This window comes from Oecophyllibacter saccharovorans (assembly GCF_006542375.1).
GTDB lineage: Bacteria > Pseudomonadota > Alphaproteobacteria > Acetobacterales > Acetobacteraceae > Oecophyllibacter > Oecophyllibacter saccharovorans.
This window is the reverse complement of the sequence record NZ_CP038143.1, coordinates 422,793-444,155: the sequence shown is the minus strand read 5'-3', so window position 1 is coordinate 444,155 and position 21,363 is coordinate 422,793. Positions and strand designations below refer to the sequence as shown.

The 21,363-nt window shown below is 60.8% G+C and carries 15 protein-coding genes and 2 pseudogenes; 14 read left to right on the top strand and 3 right to left on the bottom strand.

Annotation, left to right across the window (positions count from 1 at the left end):
- The first annotated feature begins 136 nt into the window (after positions 1 to 136).
- Together E3E11_RS01940 and E3E11_RS01935 are read left to right on the top strand one after the other, a co-directional pair.
- A complete protein-coding gene (locus E3E11_RS01940) occupies positions 137 to 2,527 on the top strand; it encodes a TonB-dependent receptor (RefSeq protein WP_141450950.1) in 2,391 nt (796 codons plus the stop codon).
- 63 nt (positions 2,528 to 2,590) lie between these two features.
- Positions 2,591 to 3,274, top strand: coding sequence for a Fe2+-dependent dioxygenase (locus tag E3E11_RS01935; RefSeq protein ID WP_141450949.1), 684 nt, complete (start codon positions 2,591 to 2,593; stop codon positions 3,272 to 3,274).
- 98 nt (positions 3,275 to 3,372) lie between these two features.
- Here E3E11_RS01935 and minE read toward each other — a convergent pair whose 3' ends face one another.
- The 3 genes from minE to minC all read right to left on the bottom strand — a co-directional run bounded on the left by minE (position 3,373) and on the right by minC (position 5,631).
- The gene (minE, locus tag E3E11_RS01930; protein ID WP_141450948.1) at positions 3,373 to 3,717 is read right to left on the bottom strand and encodes a cell division topological specificity factor MinE; all 345 of its coding nucleotides are present in this window, start codon (positions 3,715 to 3,717) and stop codon (positions 3,373 to 3,375) included.
- A complete protein-coding gene (minD, locus tag E3E11_RS01925; RefSeq protein WP_141450947.1) occupies positions 3,714 to 4,529 on the bottom strand; it encodes a septum site-determining protein MinD in 816 nt (271 codons plus the stop codon). Before minD ends, minE begins: the two co-directional genes overlap by 4 nt.
- Positions 4,530 to 4,887: 358 nt before the next feature.
- Complete coding sequence (minC, locus tag E3E11_RS01920) at positions 4,888 to 5,631, bottom strand: septum site-determining protein MinC (protein WP_141450946.1); 744 nt, start codon at positions 5,629 to 5,631, stop codon at positions 4,888 to 4,890.
- A gap of 171 nt (positions 5,632 to 5,802) precedes the next feature.
- Between minC and E3E11_RS01915 the strand changes: the two genes are divergently transcribed.
- From E3E11_RS01915 to rplL, 12 genes and pseudogenes are all read left to right on the top strand, one after another.
- Positions 5,803 to 6,471: a glutathione S-transferase family protein gene (locus tag E3E11_RS01915; protein WP_141450945.1), complete on the top strand. Its 669-nt coding sequence runs from the start codon at positions 5,803 to 5,805 to the stop codon at positions 6,469 to 6,471.
- Positions 6,472 to 6,583: 112 nt separating this feature from the next.
- Positions 6,584 to 7,813: a BaiN/RdsA family NAD(P)/FAD-dependent oxidoreductase gene (locus E3E11_RS01910; RefSeq protein ID WP_141450944.1), complete on the top strand. Its 1,230-nt coding sequence runs from the start codon at positions 6,584 to 6,586 to the stop codon at positions 7,811 to 7,813.
- Between the two features lie 47 nt (positions 7,814 to 7,860).
- A complete protein-coding gene (locus E3E11_RS01905) occupies positions 7,861 to 9,123 on the top strand; it encodes a DNA recombination protein RmuC (protein ID WP_141450943.1) in 1,263 nt (420 codons plus the stop codon).
- Positions 9,124 to 9,285: 162 nt separating this feature from the next.
- A complete protein-coding gene (locus tag E3E11_RS01900; RefSeq protein ID WP_141450942.1) occupies positions 9,286 to 9,999 on the top strand; it encodes a response regulator transcription factor in 714 nt (237 codons plus the stop codon).
- Positions 9,996 to 11,645, top strand: coding sequence for a sensor histidine kinase (locus tag E3E11_RS01895; protein ID WP_231118952.1), 1,650 nt, complete (start codon positions 9,996 to 9,998; stop codon positions 11,643 to 11,645). Before E3E11_RS01900 ends, E3E11_RS01895 begins: the two co-directional genes overlap by 4 nt.
- A gap of 312 nt (positions 11,646 to 11,957) precedes the next feature.
- Positions 11,958 to 15,254: an efflux RND transporter permease subunit gene (locus E3E11_RS01890; protein ID WP_141450941.1), complete on the top strand. Its 3,297-nt coding sequence runs from the start codon at positions 11,958 to 11,960 to the stop codon at positions 15,252 to 15,254.
- A 50-nt stretch (positions 15,255 to 15,304) separates the two neighbouring features.
- Positions 15,305 to 16,528, top strand: a pseudogene (locus E3E11_RS01885) (efflux RND transporter periplasmic adaptor subunit); the annotation flags it as partial.
- Between the two features lie 200 nt (positions 16,529 to 16,728).
- Positions 16,729 to 18,404: pseudogene (locus tag E3E11_RS01880) on the top strand (efflux transporter outer membrane subunit).
- A gap of 238 nt (positions 18,405 to 18,642) precedes the next feature.
- Positions 18,643 to 19,077, top strand: coding sequence for a 50S ribosomal protein L11 (gene rplK, locus E3E11_RS01875; RefSeq protein WP_141450940.1), 435 nt, complete (start codon positions 18,643 to 18,645; stop codon positions 19,075 to 19,077).
- Positions 19,078 to 19,081: 4 nt separating this feature from the next.
- The gene (gene rplA / locus E3E11_RS01870) at positions 19,082 to 19,774 is read left to right on the top strand and encodes a 50S ribosomal protein L1 (protein WP_141450939.1); all 693 of its coding nucleotides are present in this window, start codon (positions 19,082 to 19,084) and stop codon (positions 19,772 to 19,774) included.
- 391 nt (positions 19,775 to 20,165) lie between these two features.
- Positions 20,166 to 20,690 (top strand): 50S ribosomal protein L10, encoded by a 525-nt coding sequence (gene rplJ, locus E3E11_RS01865; RefSeq protein WP_141450938.1) that lies wholly within the window; start codon positions 20,166 to 20,168, stop codon positions 20,688 to 20,690.
- A gap of 60 nt (positions 20,691 to 20,750) precedes the next feature.
- Positions 20,751 to 21,128, top strand: coding sequence for a 50S ribosomal protein L7/L12 (gene rplL / locus E3E11_RS01860; protein ID WP_141450937.1), 378 nt, complete (start codon positions 20,751 to 20,753; stop codon positions 21,126 to 21,128).
- Positions 21,129 to 21,363 lie beyond the last annotated feature (235 nt).

Genomic DNA, 21,363 nt, shown 5'->3' with positions numbered 1-21,363 from the left:
ATAACGATCATGGAGGAAGGTGTGACAGGATATTTCTGTCAGCTTATACGTTGATAATGAGAATAATTCTCATTTAACTGAAGGGGCTTTCTCTTATTCCACCCCTCCTGGGGGTGTCTTCCCCTTCGGAGTCTGTATGAGTTCCTGCATCCGCCGGTGTCTGAAGCCAGTCTCAGCTGTTCTCTCCTTCAGTGGCACGGCTGGTTTCGGTGCTTTCGCAGCAGAGCCGCCAGCTCCGGCCTCTCAGAGCATTGCCCGGGCGCATCCGCAAGCAGGTGAGGAGGGTGTTGCAGGAACGCAGGCAGGGGCTGCTGCTCACAATGCTTCCCATAATATGGAGGCACGCGGCGTTGAGCAGATTCATGTGACGGCGCATCCGTTCAACACTCTGGGGGCAGGCAATGATGTGGGGGGCCGCCTGCCGCAGGATATCCTCCATACCCCCCGCACGATCGACGTCATTCCCCATGCCCTAATGGTGCAGGAGAATGTCCGTTCGCTCGATCAGGCGCTCAAGAACGTTCCCGGTATCACCTCATCGGTGGGTGAAGGGGCAGGCGGACTGAGCGGGGATCAGTTTCTCATCCGCGGATTCGCTGCCCAGAACGATATTTACGAGGACGGCCTGCGGGATTTCGGGGTCTATACGCGTGACAGCTTCAACTATGAGGCTGTCAATGTCATCAAGGGTCCGTCTTCTGAAATATTCGGCAATGGCACCACGGGCGGGGCCATCAATATCGTTACGAAGACGCCGCAGCTGAACAACAGGGAACATGTTGATTTCGACGGCGGGTCAGCTATGTATTTTCGTGGCATGGTGGACGTCAACCGGCAACTGAGCGACACCTCCGCCTTCCGGGTCGAAGGCGTGGCCAATTCCAACAATGTGGTGGGACGTGACAAGGTTTTTTCCCACCGCTGGGGCATCGCGCCTTCTCTGGCCTTCGGTTTGGGTACAGACACGACCCTGCTGCTGCAGATCATGCACCAGTCAGGTGACGGGAAGCCTGATTACGGCGTTCCGGTCGTGCCGGGAGCGGACCATATAGGTCGTCCTGTCACGCAGATGGGCATTCCGCGTTCCAACTGGTACGGCAAGGACCAGGATCACGACCGCACGCAGGACACGATGGAAACAGTGCGTCTCAAGCACCGTTTCAATGATCATCTGGTCTTCCACAATGATTTGCGCTTCGGGGAATACGGGCGTGACTTCGAGGCCTCAAAGGCCGCCTGTGATGCAGCCTGCGCCAGAGCGCTCCTGGCGGGAGAGCCGCAAGACGGCTGGGTCAGCCGGGCGACGGGCGGGGGAGGGCCAGGCAAGAATGTGGGAGGCGCGCCGCAGCCCTACAAGCAGGATAGCTGGTCTTTTCAGGACGTCGCCTCGACAGTTTACGATTTCCGCACCGGTCCGCTGCGCCACCAGCTGGTTGGCGGCTTTGACATTGAATACGTGCATGATCAGCGTCACCAATACACGTTTCTCACGCCCATTCCGGCCGCCAATCTGCTCCACCCTGATGCGGATGTCGGCCCGCTTGTCAAAGTGCGGGGTGACAGCGCACGGGGCTGGAGGAATCTCGTCAATCTGCCCGGCCTGGGCCAGAAAGCCGACAGTTCCGGTTATGCCTTCGATGCGGGGATTTTCCTGTATGACCAGATCTGGTTCACGCAGGCCTGGTCGCTGAAAGGCGGTTTCCGCTGGGACCGTTGGCAGACCGGCTACAATGCCACCGGCGGCAACCCGGCTGACCCCAACAGGCATTTCAACAACACCACCAACGTCATCAACCCGACAGCCAGTCTCATGTACATGCCGACCGCGCGGCAGACCTACTACTTCACCTATGCCACTTCAACCACCCCGACCGGCATGTACGTGACCAGCGGCGCTGTGCCGATCCGCCCGCCCGGTCAGCTGATCAACAAGCCGGAACACGCCACCCTGTTTGAACTCGGCGCCAAGATCAGCGCTTTTCATGACCGCATGGGCTTTACGGCCTCACTCTTCCGCCTGACCAAGGACAACGCTCTGAGCGCTGATCCGGCAACGGGGCAGACCATCAGCACAGGCGCCACGCAACGCAACCAGGGGCTGGAACTTTCAGTCAGCGGCAACCCGACACGAAACTGGAACATTTCAGCAACTTACGCCCTGTATGATCCCCGTACCCTGAAGTCGCAGTCTCCCAACCAGATCGGCAAGATGATGCAGTATGTGCCGCATAATCAGGCCACGCTCTGGACGGCTTACAGGTTGTGGCCCAACACGCCCTGGAATGTGATGGTCGGCGGCGGGGTGACCTGGAGGCAGCGGGTTTGGCTGGACCTGGCCAATACGGCCCGCGTGCCGGCCAATGTGGAGTTCGATGCCATGATCGAGCACCGGATCAGCCGCCACTGGCGCCTTTCCCTCAACGGCTACAATCTCGCCAACCACCTCAATTACGGCAGCCTCTTTGTCAATCGCGTTACCCCGGCACCCGGACGGGCCTTTATCGGGCGGTTGACGCTGGATTACTGACCCCAGGTAAAACCACCACAACCCCGAAGGTTCTCAGAATCTTCACGCACAAGGATCAGTCTCATGATGCTTCATATTCCCGATGTTCTGAGCCGTGAGGAGGTTAATGGGCTGCGGGCGCGCCTGGCCCGGGCTGAATGGGAAGACGGCCGCCTGACGGCCGGGGCGCAGTCCGGCAGCGTGAAGAACAATCTTCAGATCGCCCCTGGCAGTGCGCTAGGACGGGAACTCTCGACTTTCCTGTTGCGCAAGCTTGGCACCAACCCTCTTTTCAACAGCGCCGTGCTTCCCTTGCGGCTGGTACCTCCGCTTTTCAACCGTTACGATGAAGGAATGTTCTTCGGCGCCCATGTCGATAATGCTCTGCGGCCCATTCCAGGCTCAGGGCAGCGCGTGCGCACTGACGTCTCAAGCACGTTGTTTCTCAGTGAACCGGAAGAATATGAGGGGGGAGAGCTGGTGCTTTACGGCCCATCGGAGGAAAAAGCCGTGCGCCTGCCGGCCGGTCACATGATCGTCTATCCCACACGCGCTCTGCACGCTGTCACACCGGTTACGCGCGGCAGCCGGATAGGAGCTTTTTTCTGGAGTCAGTCGACCATCCGCTCGCAGGAGCACCGTGCCATCCTGTTCGATCTTGACCAGAGCATCCAGGCGCTGACCCAACGTGAAGGTCCCAAATCTTCCGAAGTCCTGCGGCTGACGAATGTCTATCACAATCTTCTGCGTAGCTGGGCCGAGCTGTGAATTTTGCTTTTGCGGTGCGCATTGCCCGAAACGTAAAAAAGCCTGCCGCTTTTTGAGCAGGCAGGCTTTTTTACGTTGAGTCTGTTCTGTTTTTCGGCTCAGGTCAGGTGCCGAGGGTGAGGGTGCAACCCTGAAACGGCTCGTGCAGGGTTCTGACCCGGCTGGCGTCCTGTATTGGAAGCGACTTCCTGGGGAACTTCGATGTCGATCTCCAGGGTGGAGCAGCCCTGCTTGCGGTCGAGCTTGATCTGGACCATGTCCTGATCAACCGTCACATGGCGCGACAGCACTTCCAGGATTTCCTTGTGCAGCTTGCGGATCAGCTCTGAATCGCCTTCCTGGCCGGCGCCGCGTTCATGGGCCAGGAGAATCTGCAGGCGGTCCCGTGCGACGGTGCTGCTGGGAGTCTGACGGCGTGCAAAGAAATTGTTGAAAAAACTCATGACCCCTTTTTCCCGAACAGGCTGGAGAAGAAACCCCGTTTTTCAGCAGGAATGGTGACAGGGATATCCTCGCCTTCCAGGCGTCGGACAGCTTCCGCATAAGCGCGTGCCGGCGCGCTGTCAGGCGCAGCCAGAGTGACAGGCGCGCCGACATTGGAGGCTTTCAGAACATCCTCGCTCTCCGGAATGATGCCCACCAGCGGAACAGACAGGATCTCCAGCACGTCCTCGACGCTCAGCATCTCATTGCGTGCCGCACGGGCGGGATCATAGCGGGTCACCAGCAGGTGTTTCTGGACCTGCTCTCCTTTTTCCGCCCGCGCGGTGCGGCTGTCGAGCATACCGATGATACGGTCTGAATCGCGCACGGAGCTGACTTCAGGATTGGTGACGATCACGGCATGATCGGCATGATACATGGCCAGCTGGGCCCCGCGTTCGATGCCGGCCGGGCTGTCACACAGCACCCAGTCGAATTTTTCGCGCAGCTCATCCATGACCCGTGCAATGCCTTCGGCGGTCAATGCGTCCTTGTCGCGGGTCTGCGAAGCGGGAAGAATGGAGAGATTTTCGCAACGTTTATCGCGGATCAGGGCCTGGCCCAGCTTGGCATCGCCCTGCACGACATTGATGAGATCGAACACCACGCGGCGTTCCACCCCCATGACGAGATCAAGATTGCGCAACCCGACATCGAAATCCACTACGGCGACGTTCTGGCCGTTGCGGGCCAGCGCTGCGCCGAGAGCTGCGGTCGTCGTCGTCTTGCCAACACCTCCCTTGCCTGAGGTAACGACAATGATTTTTGCCATGAACGGTCTGTCCCCGTGCTTCGTTGTTGCGCATTCCCCGGTACTTGACCCCGTACCCGGCAGCCCCCATGGCCGCTATCTGCGTTTCTGCCGCGGAGGGAGCTCAGACAGCGAGGAGGGGCAGTCCCCACCGCCCGTACCCGGCTCTGCGGTCTTCGCCAGTTTATAGCAGTTTCCGGTCAGAGCCAGCCTGCAGACAGAAAGAAACTCTATAGAAGGAAAATTGCGACAGAAAAATGTTACGGATCAGGATTCTGGATGAAGTTTTTGAAATCTTATCGGAATTTCTTCTGGGGGTTGCAGTTTTGTCAGGCTGTTTAGCCCCTCCTGCAAGCGGCCCCCTGGAGAATTGAAATCCTCAGCGGCGCTCGGCATCCAGGGGATGGAGGATGAGCTGGTCGTCCTGAAGCTGGATCCGGGCTGGCTGGCCGATCCAATCCGCAGTCAGCTCCTCGGAAACCATGTAATAGCCATTGAGGGCCAGCAGCTCCGCTTCCAGGCGGGTGGTGTAGATACAGGCCTGCGCATTGCCTGCTATTCCGGCAATGGCACGACCGCGCAGGGGACCATAAACGTGAATCGAGCCCGCTGCCACCACCTCGGCGCCCGAAGACACGGCGCCAAGGATGATCAGGTCACCATCCGGGTTCTCGATGGAGCGGCCTGAACGCACCGGCCCTTCCACGACCAGGGTTTCACCACTGCTTGCCAGGGGGGCAGGCGCTGGCTCTTCTGGCAGGGCGACCGGTCCGGTTGCGCGGCCGCCATTCAGGCGGGAGGGCCAGTCCCAGCCTTTTAGAGCCGGCCAGTCGCGCTGGCCCCCTTCAATGCCGATAATGTTGAGCCCGCGCTGGCGCAGCGCCTCCTGCAGTTCTGCCAGCCCTGCTGCGTCCGGTGTCATCAGCTCGAGATCGAGAATAAGGGGGCGGGAGCGGAAAAAGTCCGGCGAGCGGGCGAGTTGGGCGTCCAGAGCCTGCAGCCAGCTGTCGAGTGGGGCTTCGGGGGAGAGGATGAGCGCCAGATAGGAGCGTCCGCGCGCGCGGATGCGGCGTTGAGAAGCGGCGGGGTCAGGCACTGTAGAGGCACTGGGCGTATTGGACATGCGTTCCCGACTATCAAAACTTTAAAGCTGCGTCATGCCCCGACTGTTTCGGCAAGGCCCCTGGCGCGTTGAGCGCCGGCAGCACGTGAAGGGACGAAAAGCCGGACCCACGGCTTCAACCCGATTTAAGTGTCTTGTTCCACGGGGCAGGGCTGCCGTAGAAGGGAGGTCATGCGCATATTGCACCATCTTCCCCTGTCTCCGCAATCACGTCTGGCCCGGCTCATGCTTGGCGAGAAACGCCTCCCCTGTGAACTCGCGGTCGAGAAGATCTGGGAGCCGAGCGAGGAATTTCGGCGTCTCAACCCGGCCGGGGAAGTGCCGGTGCTGGTCGAGGACAGCGGCATGGTGGTGCCGGGAGCGCGGGTGATCTGCGAGTATCTTGAAGACGTTTATCCCGAGCCCCCCCTTTTGGGCCGCAACGTGGCCGAGCGCGTGGAAGTGCGGCGCCTGCTGGACTGGTTTGACGGGTTGTTCCAGCAGGAAGTGACCGTGAACCTGCTGGGTGAGAAGGTGATGAAGCGTCATTTCGGCCTTGGCCATCCGACAGGCAGTGTACTGCGGACGGGCTACAAGAATCTGCGCTATCATCTCGACTATATCGGTTACCTGGCTGAAACCCGCACCTGGCTTGCAGGGCCCTCATTATCGGCTGCTGATTTCGCCGCCGCCGCCCATCTGTCTGCGCTGGACTTTCTGGGGGATGTCGCCTGGGCGACGGCGCCGGCCGTGCGGGACTGGTATTCGCGCGTCAAATCCCGACCCTGCTTCCGCACCCTGCTCAATGACAAGGTCAGCGGCCTGCAACCACCCCCTCATTACTCAGACCTCGATTTCTGAGCTGGTGTTTTTGCGGCTCTTCCCCCCAGGGTCTCGGGCCATCACTGAAAGCCGTCATGTCGAATTACACGACTGATTGATAGAATCAGCCCTAACAGAAGAAGACCGGAAAATGGAATCTCAGGCTGATAAATCCGTTCTTCTGGATGCACTTGTTCTCGGGGCAGGCGCTGCAGGGCTGATGACCGCCGCTGTGGCTGGACAGGGCGGCGCGCGCGTGGCCGTGCTTGACCATGCAGATGAGCCGGGGCGCAAGATTCTGATTTCCGGCGGTGGGCGCTGTAATTTCACTCATCTTGAGGCGCAGTCGGACCGGTATATCTCGGCCAATCCACGTTTTGCCCGCTCTGCTCTGTCAGCCTGCACGCCGCAGGACTTTCTGGGCCTGGTGGAGCGCCACCACATTGCCTGGCATGAAAAGGATGCGGGACAGCTTTTCTGCGATGGCTCGGGGCGTCAGATCGTCGAGATGCTGCTCGCTGAATGCACGCGTGGCCAGGTGAAGCTGGCGCTGGGGCAGCAGATCGAGGATGTTTCCCACGATGGTCACTGTTTCCATGTCCGCACGAATCGCGGCTTGTGGCAGTCGCGCACCCTGGTCCTGGCGACCGGGGGGCTCGCCATTCCCAAACTGGGAGCAACCGGGCTTTCCCTGCAGCTGGCGCGTCAGTTCGGCCTGAAAACGACAGATGTAGCCCCCGGACTGGTGCCTCTGACCCTGTCGCCGTCCCTGGCTGAGCTGGCCGGGGTCTCCCTGCCGGTAACCGCTTCCCTGGCGGGTGGGGCAGGAAAAGCTGGCAGACAGGCGCCCCGGTTTACGGACGGGCTGGTTTTTACGCATCGGGGTCTGTCGGGACCGGCCATCCTGCAGATCTCCTCCTACCGCCAGGGACCGCAGCCGGTCTGCCTGAACCTGCTGCCTCATGAAAAAGATGTGCTGGGATCTCTGCTTGCCCTGCGCCAGGCGCGCCCCAAGGCGCAGGGGACGGCTCTGCTGCCGGGACTGCCTGTGCGCCTGGCCAGGATGCTGGTGGCCGAGACGATGGATGAGCGCCCGGTCGGTGCACAATCGCTTGCAACGATGCGCAGGCTGGCCGAACGCCTGACGCGCTGGGAGCTTACCCCTTCGGGAACGGAAGGCTACGCCAAGGCGGAAGTGATGCGCGGCGGGATCGACACGCATGGACTGGAGCAGAAAACGATGGAAGCCAAGACCGTGCCAGGCCTGTTTGCGGTGGGGGAAGCCGTGGATGTCACGGGCTGGCTGGGCGGCTACAATTTCCAGTGGGCCTGGGCGAGCGGCACTGCTGCCGGACGGGCGCTGGCTGCGCGCGCGGGTTGAAGCGTGCATGAATCAGAATGGACCGGAAAGGACGGAGCTGTAGGACCATGCAGGAGATGCTTCCCTGGCTCGTGACGGGCTTTTCTCTTTTCCTTGCCCTGGGCGCGTTCTGGTGGGGGCTGGTCCGGCGCGCCCGATCGGACCAGGAGCCTGCGGTGATGTTCGAGGCGCTGCGGCGTGACCTTGAAGGGGTGCGTCATCAGGTGGTGACCCAGGAGCTCGACAGTGAACGGGCCCTGGGCAGTCGTCTTGAACAGGGCCGGCTTGAAAACCGCCAGATGTTTGAAACCCTGGTGCAGAAAGCGCGCCAGGACCAGTCGGACCTGCGCCTGCTGCTGTCGGAAGGGCTGCGCGAGATGGGCACGTTGCAGCAGGAGCAGATGGCGCAGCTGCAGGCGAGTGTGAACCAGCGCCTGCAGGAGGCGGTGGAGCGCCAGATGGAAAGCAGCTTCCAGCGCGTTGTGGAACAGTTTGCCGCCCTGCAGAAAGCGGTGGGTGAAGTACAGGGCATGACGGCCCAGATCGGTGACCTCAGAAAGCTGTTCTCCAACGTGAAAACACGTGGGGGCTGGGGCGAGGCGCAATGTCAGGCCATCCTGGATGACATTCTGCCTGCCGGAAGCTATGAGCGTGATTTCCGCCTTTCACCTGAAAGTGGCGAGGTGGTGGAATTCGCCTTGCGCATGCCTGTCAGGGGGACGGCGCGTGCGCCTGTGCTGGCTATCGACAGCAAGTTTCCCACGGAAGCCTACGAACGCCTGCTCAATGCCGTGGAAACGGGAGAGGCGGAGGAAGAGAAGGCGGCACGCAAGGCGCTGGAGAATGTGGTGCGTCTTGAAGCCCGCAAGATCGCTGATAAATACATCCGCCCGCCCATCACGGTGGAATTTGCTGTGCTGTACGTGCCGACTGATGGGTTGTATGCGGAAATTGCGCATATTCCGGGGCTGATTGATGAAGTCGGGCGCACGCGCCGTGTTCTCGTGCTGGGCCCGTCACTGCTGCCCGGGCTGCTGCGGAGCGTGCATCTCGGTTACGTGACGATGGCGCTGGAAGAGCGCACGGAAATGATTGCCGGCCTGCTTGGGGAAACACGCCAGGAAATGCTGCGCATGGACCAGGTGCTGGAAAAACTCCAGCGCAATGCCGGCACGATCGGCAACACGATCGAAGAGGCGCGCCGCCGGACCAGGGTGCTGGGCCGCAAGCTCAACGCCCTTGGAGAGGTGGATTCCGCCGATGCAGGGGAGACGGATTTCCAGAACGATGAAACGGCTGCCGCTTCCCAGCGCTTATCTTCCGGTTCCTGATCGGCTGAAGCGGACCTGTTTGTGCAGCAGAGGCGCTAAAACCGGTTTTATTTTTTTCTCCCTGCAATTTCCCTAAGATGCTGTTCCCTGAGAGGGCCGGAGTAACCGCCTGCCAGGGAAAGGACGCATGTCCTGATAGGCGAAAGGCAGGGAGATAGGGGTATGACAGAGGCTGACGGCAGCAGGGAGCGGGAAACCGCGCCGCGTGTTCTTCTCGTTGAGGACGATGAAAGCCTGGCTGGTGAAATCGTTGAAGAACTGACGGCGCGTGGTTATGAGCTGCAGCGCGAAGCGACAGGGACGGGCGGTCTGCAGGCCGCCCGGAGCGGCGTGTATGACCTGTTGATCATCGATCGCATGCTGCCGGAGATGGAAGGGCTGGAAGTGCTGGCCGCTCTGCGTGGTCAGGGCAATCCCGTTCCCGTCCTGGTGCTGTCCGCTCTCTCGGCGGTGGATGACCGGGTGAACGGCCTCAAGGCCGGGGGGGATGATTACCTTACCAAACCTTTTGCTATGGAAGAGCTGGTGGCCCGCCTGGAAGCGCTGCTGCGGCGCCCCATTGAAACGCGTGCCACCGTCCTGCGGGCGGGCGAGCTGGAAATGGACCTGATCGAACGCACGGTGCGCCGGGGAGCGCGGGAGATCGACCTGCTGCCGCGTGAATTCCGCCTGCTGGAATACATGATGCGCCGGCCTGACACTGTCCTGACCCGCAGCATGCTGCTGGAGGACGTCTGGAACTATCGTTTCATTCCCCAGACCAATCTGGTCGATGTTCATGTGGGCAAGCTGCGGCGCAAGATTGACGCGCCGGGGGAAGCCTCGATCATAGAGAGTATCCGCGGCGCCGGATTCTGCCTGCGCACCCGGGGATGAAACGCGTGTTCTGGAATGCGCTGCGCCCGCCTGCGGAACTGTTCCGCACAGCGCCTTTCCGCCTGACACTCGGCCTGGTGTGCGTCATCGTGCTGGGCATGGGGCTGCAGCTGGGCCTGCTGTGCTGGCAGATGAACGCTTTTGACCAGCACCGGACCAGCGAAATTCTTCAGGGCGCTGCCGAGATGCTGGCCCAGGAGACGCCGCGTGAGCTGGAAGTCACCCTGCACGACCGCAGCACCAACGAGTTGCGGGTCCTGCTCAACGGCGCCGGGTTGTTTGATCTTCAGCACCACCATGTCGGAGGTGATATCCGCCGCTGGCCCCCGGGCCTTCAGGCCCCACCCCCAGGCCCCGTTTCCTTCCGCGCCCTCAAGGTGCAGCCGCTGACCGTCACCCTGCCGGACGGAACTGAAACGGCGATGCGCTTTCTGGTGGTGCGGGTGAAGGGCGTGGATGGCCAGCCGCGTCTCCTGGTGGTGGAGCGGTCGCGGCACACGGCCGATGAGCTGCGGCGCATGGCACGTAAAACCGCCATGTATTCCGTGCTGCCCGTTGCTCTGTTCGCGCTGCTGGCCGGCCTGTTCCTGAGCCAGAGGACCCTGGTGCACATCAAGGTCATTCATGAGGCGCTGGAGCGGATCATGAAAGGCGATCTGCACGAGCGCTTCCCTCTCGGCAGTGGTCGGGACGATTTCCAGCTTCTGGCGCGTTCCGTCAACCGCATGCTTGATCGCCTTCAGCACCTCATGGAAGACATGCGCGATGTGGGAAACAGTATTGCCCATGATCTGCGCACGCCCCTGGCGCGGGTGCAGGCCCGGCTTGATCGGGCTGTTGCACTGCAGCAGCAGGTTCTGGCGCGCCACTACGCCCAGGGGGGGGATCAATCCCTGTCGGGCCCTGAGCTGTCCCTGGAGTCACCCGCTTCGAGCAGTCTGGTCCAAGTTCCGGCCGGTCAGCTGGAAAAGGTGGAAGAGGCGCTGCTGCGCTGCCGGGCGGATCTGGAGCAGTGCTTTTCGGTCATCACCTCCCTGCTACGGATCGGCGAGATTGAAAGCGGTCAGCGCCGTGCAGGCTTTGATACCATGGACCTGGCGCCGTTGGTTGCAGCGATGGCCGATCTCTACGAACCCATGGCGGAAACAAAGGGCATCACGCTTTCGCTGCAACCGGCAGAAGGGCCGACTTTCAGCGGCCCTCCGGTTTCCGGGCGCTCGCAGGCCGTCCTGCCGCTGGTCGGCGATGCCGACCTGCTCAATGAGGTGCTGGCCAATCTGTTGGACAACGCCCTGAAATTCACTCCGGCCGGCGGCAAGGTCGTGATCCGGAGCGGGCAGAATGCCCAGGGAGAAAGCTGGTTTGAAATTGGCGATACGGGCCCGGGCATTCCACCTGAAGAGCGTGAAGCGGTGCTCGGCCGTTTTTATCGTGCTGACAAGAGTCGCCACATTCCAGGCAGCGGTCTGGGATTGAGCCTGGTGGCCGCCATCGTCCGTCTTCACGAGGCCCGCCTGGAGATAGGTGACGGTCCCGCCTGGAAGGTGCAGCCCCCTTCCAGCAGCGGAACTGGCACCCCAGAAGCCTCAGAAGACGGCGTGCCGCGTGGAACGGTTTTCCGCCTCCTGTTTCCGCCCCTGCGGTGAGGAACTGTCTGTCAGGGCTGGGCTTTCATGGCGTTTTTTCCGGCTCTGTTCAGGGTGTGGAGAAAGGGAGATGAGTAGATTCTTCGGCTTTTCCGGTGCTGTTTGCAGCCCATGGCTTTGCGTTGCAGGGTTTCGGTCCCTAAATAATGGTATGAAAACAGTTCTTTTTTCGTGCCTGGCAACGCACACGCTTTTTCGGCCTGCAGGTGCGCTGGCTGTGCGAAGGGGCTTTCAACCCAGGGGTCAGCGGCTGGCGTTTCAAGCGCTCAGGCCTCTGTCCGGGCACGTCATTTCCATCATGAATGTTTCTCCGTGAACGCTATTGTTCTTACGGCGCTGCGGCGTCCCTATACTTTTGTCGTCCTGGCCATCGTTATCGTCATTTTCGGTGTGCGCGCCATCCTCAGCACGCCGACCGATGTCTTTCCCAATATCCGCATCCCTGTGGTGGCTGCCGTCTGGACCTATACCGGTCTGATGCCCGAGGAGATGTCGGGCCGTATTGTCTATTATTATGAGCGCTCGCTGACGGCGACGGTCAGCAATATCGAGCATATCGAAAGCAACTCGTATTACGGGCGCGGCATCGTCAAGATCTACTTCCAGCCCGGAACGGACCCGGCTGTTGCGCAGACGCAGATCACTTCAGTTTCACAGACGGTGATCAAGCAGCTGCCGACAGGGGCGACGCCACCGCTGATCCTGGCGCTTGATGCCTCTTCGGTGCCGGTGCTGTCGCTTCAGGTCAACAATCCCAACATGTCGGCATCGGAAGTCTACAACATGGCTTCCAATCTGATCCGGCCCGAGCTGGTCTCGGTTGCTGGCACCGCGATCCCCAGCCCTTACGGTGGGCTGGCCGCCGATATCATGGTCGATCTCGATCCGGTCAAGCTGCTTGCCCACCGCCTGTCGGCCGAGGACGTGGCGCGCGCGCTTAATCAGCAGAACATCGTTCTGCCGGCCGGTGACCAGAAGGTGGGCAAGTTCGACTTCATGGTGCGGACCAATGCCGCTCCACGTGAAATCGAGGCTTTCAACAACATGCCGATCAAGCAGGTGGGCAATTCAGTGATCTACCTGCGGGATGTGGCCTGGGTGCATAAGGGCGGCCCGCCCCAGACCAATGCCGTTCTGGTGCGCGGTCAACAGGCCGTGATGATCGTCATCCTCAAAAGCGGCAATGCCTCCACGCTGGAGGTGGTGCAGGGCATCAAGAACCTGCTGCCCCAGGTCCAGGCGACGCTGCCTGCCGGCACGACGATGCGCATCCTGACCGATGCCTCGACCTTCGTGAAGGAATCCGTCATCGACGTGGTGCGGGAAATGGTGATGGCCGCCCTGCTGACAAGCCTGACCGTGCTGCTTTTCCTGGGCTCGTGGCGGTACACGCTGATTGTCGCAACCTCCATTCCGCTGGCCATCCTGTCTGCCCTGATCTGCCTGCAGCTGGCCGGGCAGTCGATCAACGTGATGACCCTGGGCGGCCTGGCGCTGGCGGTCGGCATTCTCGTTGATGATGCTACCGTGATGATCGAGAACATTGACCACCATCTGCATTTGCCTTCTGAAGAGTCTGGGAGCTCCGAAGGGAAAGAAGGGGCAGAGCCTGCGGAAGCAGGAAGCAGAAAAACAAAGAGGAAAAAAGGGCTGGAAGAAGCCATCATTGATGCAGCCAACCAGATCGTCATCCCCACCTTTGTCTCCACGACCTGCATCTGTATCGTCTGGCTGCCCCTTTTCGAGCTGACCGGGGTTTCCGGCTGGCTCTTCATGCCGCTGGCTGAAGCCATCATCTTTGCCATGATCGCTTCCTTCATCCTTTCCCGTACCCTGGTGCCCACAATGGCCAAGTGGCTGTTGAGCGCGCATGTGTCGCAGCAGCGCCTCAAGGAAGCACTTGGGGAGAAGGGCGAGCAGGAGGCTGAAAAAGCCCTGGGCGTGCTGGTGCGTTTTCAGAAGGGTTTCGACCGGAAGTTTGAAGCTTTCCGCAAAGCCTACCAAGGCCTTCTGCAGAAGCTGGTGACTATCCGCGGCAGGTTCATCGCTGTTTTTCTCGGGCTGGCCGTGGCTTCGCTGGGTCTGCTGTTCTTCGTGGGGCAGAATTTCTTCCCTGAAATCCGGTCCGATACGCTGCAGATGCACATCCGCACGCCGATCGGCATGCGTATCGAGCAGGCCGGGCTGATCAGCGGCCTGGTGGAAAAACAGGTGCGCCAGATGTTGCCCGGCAAGGTTGCCACGGTTGTGACCAATTGCGGCCTGCCTGTCAGCGGCATCAACCAGGCCATGGTCTCCTCGCCTTCCACCGGCCCACAGGATTGTGACGTCACCATCCAGCTCAATGATCCCGAAAGCCCGACCGCCCAGTATCGCAGGTTGCTGCGCAAAGGCCTGACGAATGCTTTTCCGGGAACGGTCTTCACCTTTCAGCCAGCGGATCTGACGGCCAAGATTCTGAATTTCGGTCTGCCCTCGCCCATTGACGTGCAGATCGTCGGGCGCGACCTGCAGGCCAACTACGATTTTGCCCGCCACCTGGCCAGCAGGCTCCGGCAGATCACGGGCATCACCGATGTTTCCATCCAGCAGCCGATGACCCAGCCGACCATGGTGGTCGATGCCAGGCGCAGTTTTGCCCTCGGGACGGGGCTGACTGAGAAGGACATCGCCTTCAATGCGCTCGTGGCCCTTTCAGGCAGTGGGCAGGTCGGGCAGACCTATTATCTGAACAAGATGGGGACGTCGCAGCTGATTGATGTGCAAGTGCCGGCCAATTATCTCCAGACCCTCAACGAGCTGGAGATCCTGCCGATCGACAATGGAGACGGCAACCCGCATAACCGCATCCTCCAGCTGCTCGGCGGGGTGAGTGACCTGCGCCAGACCGGTACCCCCGCTGAGGTGTCGCATTACAACATCATGCCGGTTTTCGACATCTATGCAGCACCTGAACGGATGGATCTCGGCACTGTGGCGCGCGCCGTGAACAGGGTTGTTGCCGAAGAACGCCCGCACCTGCCACACGGGGCCAGCATGGTGGTGCGCGGCCAGGCCGTCACGATGATGAGCGCCTATCTTCAGCTGCTGGGTGGCCTCGCGCTCTCGATTGTGCTGGTTTATCTGATCATCGTGGTGAATTTTCAGTCCTGGCTTGATCCCTTCGTTATCATCATGGCGCTGCCCGGGGCCCTGGCTGGGATCGCCTGGGCGCTGTTTCTCACGCATACTTCCCTGTCGGTGCCCGCCCTGACCGGCGCCATCATGTGCATGGGCACAGCCACCGCGAACTCCATTCTGGTCGTGGCCTTTGCGCGTGAGCGGATGGACCTGCACGGCAATGCGCTGCGGGCGGCGGTGGAAGCAGGGTATGAGCGGATGCGACCGGTCCTGATGACAGCGCTGGCAATGATGGTGGGTATGATTCCCATGGCGCTCAGCAATTCGGCCAATGCGCCTCTCGGCAAGGCCGTGATCGGCGGGCTGCTGCTGGCCACGATCGCAACCCTGCTGTTCGTGCCCTGTGTCTTCGCTCTGGTTCAGCACCGGCCGGGCCGGGCAGGGGCTGCGGCTTCCTCCTCATCCGCTCCAGAAGGAAACCAGGCATGATCCCGATGTCTTCCGGCAAGCGACGGTTTCCCAGAAGCGTGCTCTGGCTGATGCTGGCCTTCGCTCTCGGTCTGGTGGGGTGGGGGATTCTGCAGCGCCTGCTGGACCGGCGTGACATTTCCGAAGAGACCCGCCTGGCGGCAGTGCCGCCAGTGGTTCTGATTTCTCCCAAACATGGCCCCAAAGTGCGCCATCTCGCTTTGCCGGCCAATCTGGCAGCCTGGTATGAGGCGCCGATCTACGCGCAGGTCTCGGGCTACGTGAAAATGTGGTACAAGGACTATGGCGCGCATGTGAAACAGGGCGAAGTGCTGGCAGTCATCAGCACGCCCAGTCTGGATGCCCAGTTTGCGGCGGCAAAGGCGCATTACGATGTCGTGCTGGCCCGTTACAAGCTGGCCCTGATCACCGCAGCCCGCTGGAGTGCGCTCAAAGGCACCCAGGCCGTTTCACGGCAGGAAGTTGACGTCCAGCAGGCCAATGCCGCAGCCCAGAAAGCGGAGCTGGAGGCGGCGGCGCATGAGGTGGAACGTTACCAGGCGCTGGAGAACTTCAAGAAAATTGTCGCTCCCTTTGATGGCATCGTCACCTCGCGCCTGGTCAATGTGGGGGATTACGTCAATGGCGACGGAGGCAACCTCAATTCCCGCGGCACAGCAGGAGAACTGTTTTCGGTGGCCGATGTGCGCAAGATGCGTGTGTTCGTTTCAGTGCCGCAGGACTATGCCAGCGTGATTTCGCCCAAGATCACCGCTGAGCTCAGCGTGCCGCAATATCCCGGGCGGATTTTCAAGGCCCGTTTTCTGGCCACGGCCAATGCTTTCAATGCTGCCACCAGAACGGTCACGACCGAGCTGATGCTCGACAACAAGGACGACCTGCTCTGGCCCAATTCCTATGCCACGGCCCATATCACGGCACCGGGCAATCCGAGCATTCTCATCGTGCCCACTAATGCCCTTATCTTCCGGGGAGAGGGAATGCAGCTGGCCAAAGTGGTGGGCAACCACGTTCATCTGTTGAACGTGCAGGTCGGCATCAATTTTGGTCTGACATGCCAGGTTCTCACAGGCGTCACTACCCGTGACAGGCTGATTGCCAACCCGACGGCTGACCTGCTGGAGGGAGATGAGGTCCGGATCGTTCCTGAAACGCGCGGCTACAATACGCCCCTGCCGCCGCCTGTGCCGCTGTCGAACGCCACCACAGGCGATATGCGCAGGGCAGGCGCTATGGCGCCTGAGGAAGGTGAGGCGCAAGATGACGATACCTCCACTGTCAAGGGCCGCAAGGCCGCTGCCCGACTGCGGGGTCAGCTGGAGGCACGCAGGGAAGCGGAGAAGGAAAAAGCCTCTGCCGTCGCTTCAGGAGATAATAAAGCCCCAGGCCATGACGACGCCCACAACAGCACCGCGCCGTCGACCAATCCATCGCAGGCCTTGCCCTCTGCCCCTTCCCAGGGCGGAGGAGGGCCATGAAGGAAAGGAGGGCTCCTGTGTGCAGGCGCGCGTTCAGTACCTTGACCCTGCTTCTGGTGGTCACAGGTTGCAATCTGGCGCCCCGGTACCAGACGCCGAAATTCATCTATCCCAATGGCTGGGGCGGAAAGGGGATGATGGTGGATGCCCTGCCGGCTGCTGATGTGCCGCGGGGGAAATGGTGGGAAGTCTATGAGGATCCGCTGCTCAATCGGATGGAAGAGAAGCTGACCCTTACCAATCCCGATCTGCAGGCCGCCGCCGAGGCCTTCACCCAGGCGCGGGATCTGGCGCTCGAGAGCGAAAGCCAGCTCTTCCCGCAGGTGGCTGGCGGAGCCCATCTGAGCAAGAACAAGGGGTCGTTGGGGCGTCTGTTCTACAGTCGGCGCACGAGCCACGGGCTGGAATATGAATCCAACGAGGCTTATAGCGGCGCGGCAAGCTGGGAGCCGGATTTCTGGTCTTACATTCGCAATACGTCGCACATGCAGAAGAACCTGGCGCAGGCCAGCGCGGCGGATTATGCCCTCCTGCGGCTGAGCCTGCAGGCAGAGCTCGCTTCCGACTACATCGCCCTGCGCGGCTTTGATGCGCAGCTGGCCGTTTATGCCGATTCCATCCGTTACTTCCGGACGGCCGTGGAGATCACACGGTTGCGTCAGGGGGGCGCCATCGGCGCCGGACTGGATGTGTCACGTGCGGAAAACCAGCTCTATGCCGCCTTAGGAGCGCAGAGCAAGCTCCTCGCTCAACGCCAGGTCATGGAACATGCGATTTCCGTTCTGGTGAATACAGCCCCGGCCGCTTTTCACATCAAACCGCTCACTTCTGTGAAGATGCCCTTCAGGGATGTGACGATCCGACCCTATCTGCCGTCCACCCTGCTTCAGCGCCGTCCTGACATCGCCATGGCGGAGCGCGAAATGGCTGCGGCGACCCGCGGCGTCGGGGTGGCGCGGGCAGCTTTCTACCCGAATTTCACCTTCACCGCAGCCGGCGGATTCGAGGATGGCGGCTTTGACCTGGCCAGCATGTCCAGGGCCTTCTGGCGTATTGCCGTGCAGGCGGTGGAGCCCGCTTTCACCGGCGGTCTGCGTCGTGCGGCGCTGCAGCGCGCCTGGGCGCAGTACCGCGAGACTGTCGATTCCTACCGGGGGGTGGTCCTGAGCGCTTTTCAGGAAGTTGAGGATGCCCTGAGCCAGACGCGGCTCTATCGGCAGGAACAGCACCAGCAGCACAAGGCCGTGGAAGCGGCCATGCGCACGCAGAGCATGACCATGGCGCTTTATACCGGGGGCTTTCCAATTACCTTGATGCGCTTGTCGCCCAGCAGGATGCTTTGACGGCAAGGCTGGTGGAGGTGAGTGCTGAAACCAACCAATTGCGGGCGACCGTCAAGTTGATCCGCGCCATGGGAGGCGGATGGACCGATCAGGATATGCCGAAAGTCAAGCAGATAGATCCGATCGGCCCGCTGCAGTACACAGGGCTGCAGCACCCGCGCCCGGTGCAGGATGTGCCGACTGAAACCAGGGCGGTTGCCGCGGCTTCCGCTGATCTCGACGGGAACTGGCTGACCGCTCCTGCCTTAGGGTCTTCTGGCGCTCAGCCCCGTTCCGGCCTTATGGGGGACAGCAGAACGGCGCCTGCTCCAGGCTCAGCGAAGGACTGACAAGAAAGACTGGCAAAAGGCTGGCAGCCGCCTGATCGTTTTGGAAATGCCCGGAAAATCTCAGGGTCAGGACTTTCTAGACTGTCAGGCCTGCCAGCCAGGTTGTAGGGAGAAGGGAAGTTGACGGCGCCCGGAATCTCCTTTAGGGAACGCCCCTGAATCGAACGCGGGAGGCATGGCTACAGAAGCTGTGCCGTCAGACCGCGGTTCGGGAACTGGAAACAAGGGAGTCCCGGATATGGCCAAGAAAATCGTTGGCTACATCAAACTGCAGATCCCCGCCGGCAAGGCCAATCCTTCGCCGCCGGTTGGTCCCGCTCTTGGTCAGCGCGGCCTGAACATCATGCAGTTCTGTAAAGAATTCAATGCCAAGACCCAGGGCCTTGAGCCCGGCATGCCCATCCCGGTGGTCATCACGGCCTATGCGGATCGCACGTTCAGCTTCATCACCAAGACCCCGCCGAACACCTATTTCCTGCTCAAGGCCGCCAAAATCAATAAAGGCAGCCAGACAGTCGGCAAGGCCGCTTCCGTGGGTAAGGTGACTGTGCCTCAGCTGCGTGAGATTGCGGAAACGAAGTTCAAGGACATGAACGCCAACGACATCGATGCCGCCGTGCGCATGCTGGCCGGCTCCGCGAAGTCGATGGGCATCGACGTGGTGGAGGGCTGAAATCATGGCTAAGAACAAGCGTCTCAGCGCCGCACGCGCAAAAGTCGACAATGAGCGGCTGTATGAAGTGGCCGAAGCCGTTGCCCTGGTAAAGGACAATGCGAAGGCGAAATTCGATGAAACCATCGAGATCGCCCTGTCCCTGGGCATCGACCCGCGTCATGCCGACCAGATGGTGCGTGGCGTCGTCGCCCTGCCGCACGGCACGGGCAAGAGCGTGCGTATCGGCGTGTTCGCCCGTGGCCCGAAAGCTGACGAAGCGCGCGCCGCCGGTGCGGAAGTCGTCGGCGCGGAAGATCTGGCTGAACAGGTGCAGGCCGGTCAGATTGATTTTGACCGTTGTATCGCCACCCCGGACATGATGGGTCTCGTGGGCCGGTTGGGCAAGATCCTTGGGCCGCGTGGCCTTATGCCGAACCCACGCCTGGGCACGGTCACGATGGACGTCAAGGGCGCTGTCGATGCCGCCAAGTCCGGTCAGGTTGAGTACCGTGCCGAGAAGTCCGGTATCGTTCATGCCGGCGTGGGCAAGGCTTCCTTCACCGCCGATCAACTCCGCGATAACGTCAAAGCGCTGATCGATGCGGTCCAGAAGGCGCGCCCGACCGGTGCCAAAGGCACCTACATGAAAAAAGGGTCTCTTTCCTCCACCATGGGGCCGGGTGTTCGCCTGGACGTTTCCAACCTCGAGGGATGAGCTCTTGACAGGCTGACGTCTCTTCACCAGAACGTCAGCCACGAGATTGCTGCATCGCAAGGTGCAGTCGTAGGAAAGGCCAAGGGTCTTGCACTTTTCCGGCCCTATCGGATCAGCGGTGCAGGAACCCAGATGGCTTTTCCGACCTGTCCAAGAGCGCACGTGGGTCCTTACGGGATCCCTAAGGCCAAAGCGGCGCGGGCGTGAGACGGGAAGAGACCGAAGGAATGTGTGCTGCAATGAGGCTCTAGGGCTTGTCTGCAGCGTGATACATGAAGCGGTTTCCTTCTATGGACAGGCGAGCGGGAGTGGTGCCGTTTTCAGCTTCGGCTAGCGGAGCCCTCCCATGGGTAACCCGGCCTGAGATATCAGGCTGACGAGGAGACAGGTTGTGGACCGTACGGAAAAACGTGCCTTTGTCGACTTCCTCGCCAAAGTGTTCGGCACGACCAACACGGTTATCGTGACCCAGAATCTGGGTCTGACCGTTGAGGATGTGACGAATCTGCGCCGCAAGGTGCGCGAGGCAGGGGCTTCATACAAGGTCGCGAAAAACCGGCTGGCCCTCCGGGCTCTGGATGGGACCCCGTTCGCTGGCATTGCGTCGCTGCTTAAAGGCCCGACTGCCCTTGCATGGGCAGATGAGCCGGTTGCAGTTGCCAAAGTGCTGGTCGAGTTCGCCAAGAACAACGACAAGCTCGCGCTGCTCGGCGGTGCGCTTGGCAGCCAGACGCTCGACGTCAACGGTGTCAAGGCCCTTGCAGAGCTGCCGTCCCTGGATGAGCTGCGTGCGAAGCTGGTGGGTATGATCAATACCCCCGCTACCCGCATTGCCGGTATCACCCAGGCCCCGGCTGGCCAGCTTGCTCGTGTTCTGGGTGCCTATGCCAGAACCGGCGAAGCAGAAGCCGCATAATAACCGGGTTGTCTCCCGCACGGAGATGGCCCACCAACATGTATCATAGAGGATAATCCCATGGCCGATCTGGCAAAACTGGTTGACGAACTGTCCGCCCTTACCGTTCTGGAAGCTGCTGAGCTGTCCAAGCTGCTTGAAGAGAAGTGGGGCGTTTCCGCCGCCGCTCCGGTTGCTGTGGCCGCCGCTGGCGGTGCTGCGCCTGCTGGTGAAGCTGCTGCCGAGAAGACGGAATTCGACGTGATCCTGGCCAAGCCCGGCGACAAGAAAATCAACGTCATCAAGGAAGTCCGCACCATCACCGGTCTGGGCCTGAAGGAAGCCAAGGACCTGGTCGAAGGTGCGCCGAAAACCCTGAAGGAAGGCGTTTCCAAGGACGAAGCCGAGAAAATCAAGAAGGCTCTTGAAGAAGCCGGCGCGACCGTCGAAGTCAAATAAGCGTCTGCTATGCTGCCCCCTTGCCTGTCAGGCAAGGGGATATTCCTTAAGGGACGAAGGTTCAAAAACCCTCGTCCCTTTTGGTGTTGGCAGCGCTTAAGATTATTCTTGCTCTCACTCTGTTGTATCCTTAAAGTGGAGCGCTTATCTATGTTTTTTATAGCTTGAACAAATGAAGCCGGTCGTTCGAGTCGCCTGGCGCCAGAGGGCTTTTCCGTTTCCTGTTTCCGATAAA

Bases quoted from the DNA above. Each gene is read 5' to 3' on its own strand.
- E3E11_RS01940 (WP_141450950.1), top strand. From the start codon at position 137: ATGAGTTCCTGCATCCGCCGGTGTCTGAAGCCAGTCTCAGCTGTTCTC.
- E3E11_RS01935 (WP_141450949.1), top strand. From the start codon at position 2,591: ATGATGCTTCATATTCCCGATGTTCTGAGCCGTGAGGAGGTTAATGGG.
- minE (WP_141450948.1), bottom strand. From the start codon at position 3,717: ATGAGTTTTTTCAACAATTTCTTTGCACGCCGTCAGACTCCCAGCAGC.
- minD (WP_141450947.1), bottom strand. From the start codon at position 4,529: ATGGCAAAAATCATTGTCGTTACCTCAGGCAAGGGAGGTGTTGGCAAG.
- minC (WP_141450946.1), bottom strand. From the start codon at position 5,631: ATGTCCAATACGCCCAGTGCCTCTACAGTGCCTGACCCCGCCGCTTCT.
- E3E11_RS01915 (WP_141450945.1), top strand. From the start codon at position 5,803: ATGCGCATATTGCACCATCTTCCCCTGTCTCCGCAATCACGTCTGGCC.
- E3E11_RS01910 (WP_141450944.1), top strand. From the start codon at position 6,584: ATGGAATCTCAGGCTGATAAATCCGTTCTTCTGGATGCACTTGTTCTC.
- E3E11_RS01905 (WP_141450943.1), top strand. From the start codon at position 7,861: ATGCAGGAGATGCTTCCCTGGCTCGTGACGGGCTTTTCTCTTTTCCTT.
- E3E11_RS01900 (WP_141450942.1), top strand. From the start codon at position 9,286: ATGACAGAGGCTGACGGCAGCAGGGAGCGGGAAACCGCGCCGCGTGTT.
- E3E11_RS01895 (WP_231118952.1), top strand. From the start codon at position 9,996: ATGAAACGCGTGTTCTGGAATGCGCTGCGCCCGCCTGCGGAACTGTTC.
- rplK (WP_141450940.1), top strand. From the start codon at position 18,643: ATGGCCAAGAAAATCGTTGGCTACATCAAACTGCAGATCCCCGCCGGC.
- rplA (WP_141450939.1), top strand. From the start codon at position 19,082: ATGGCTAAGAACAAGCGTCTCAGCGCCGCACGCGCAAAAGTCGACAAT.
- rplL (WP_141450937.1), top strand. From the start codon at position 20,751: ATGGCCGATCTGGCAAAACTGGTTGACGAACTGTCCGCCCTTACCGTT.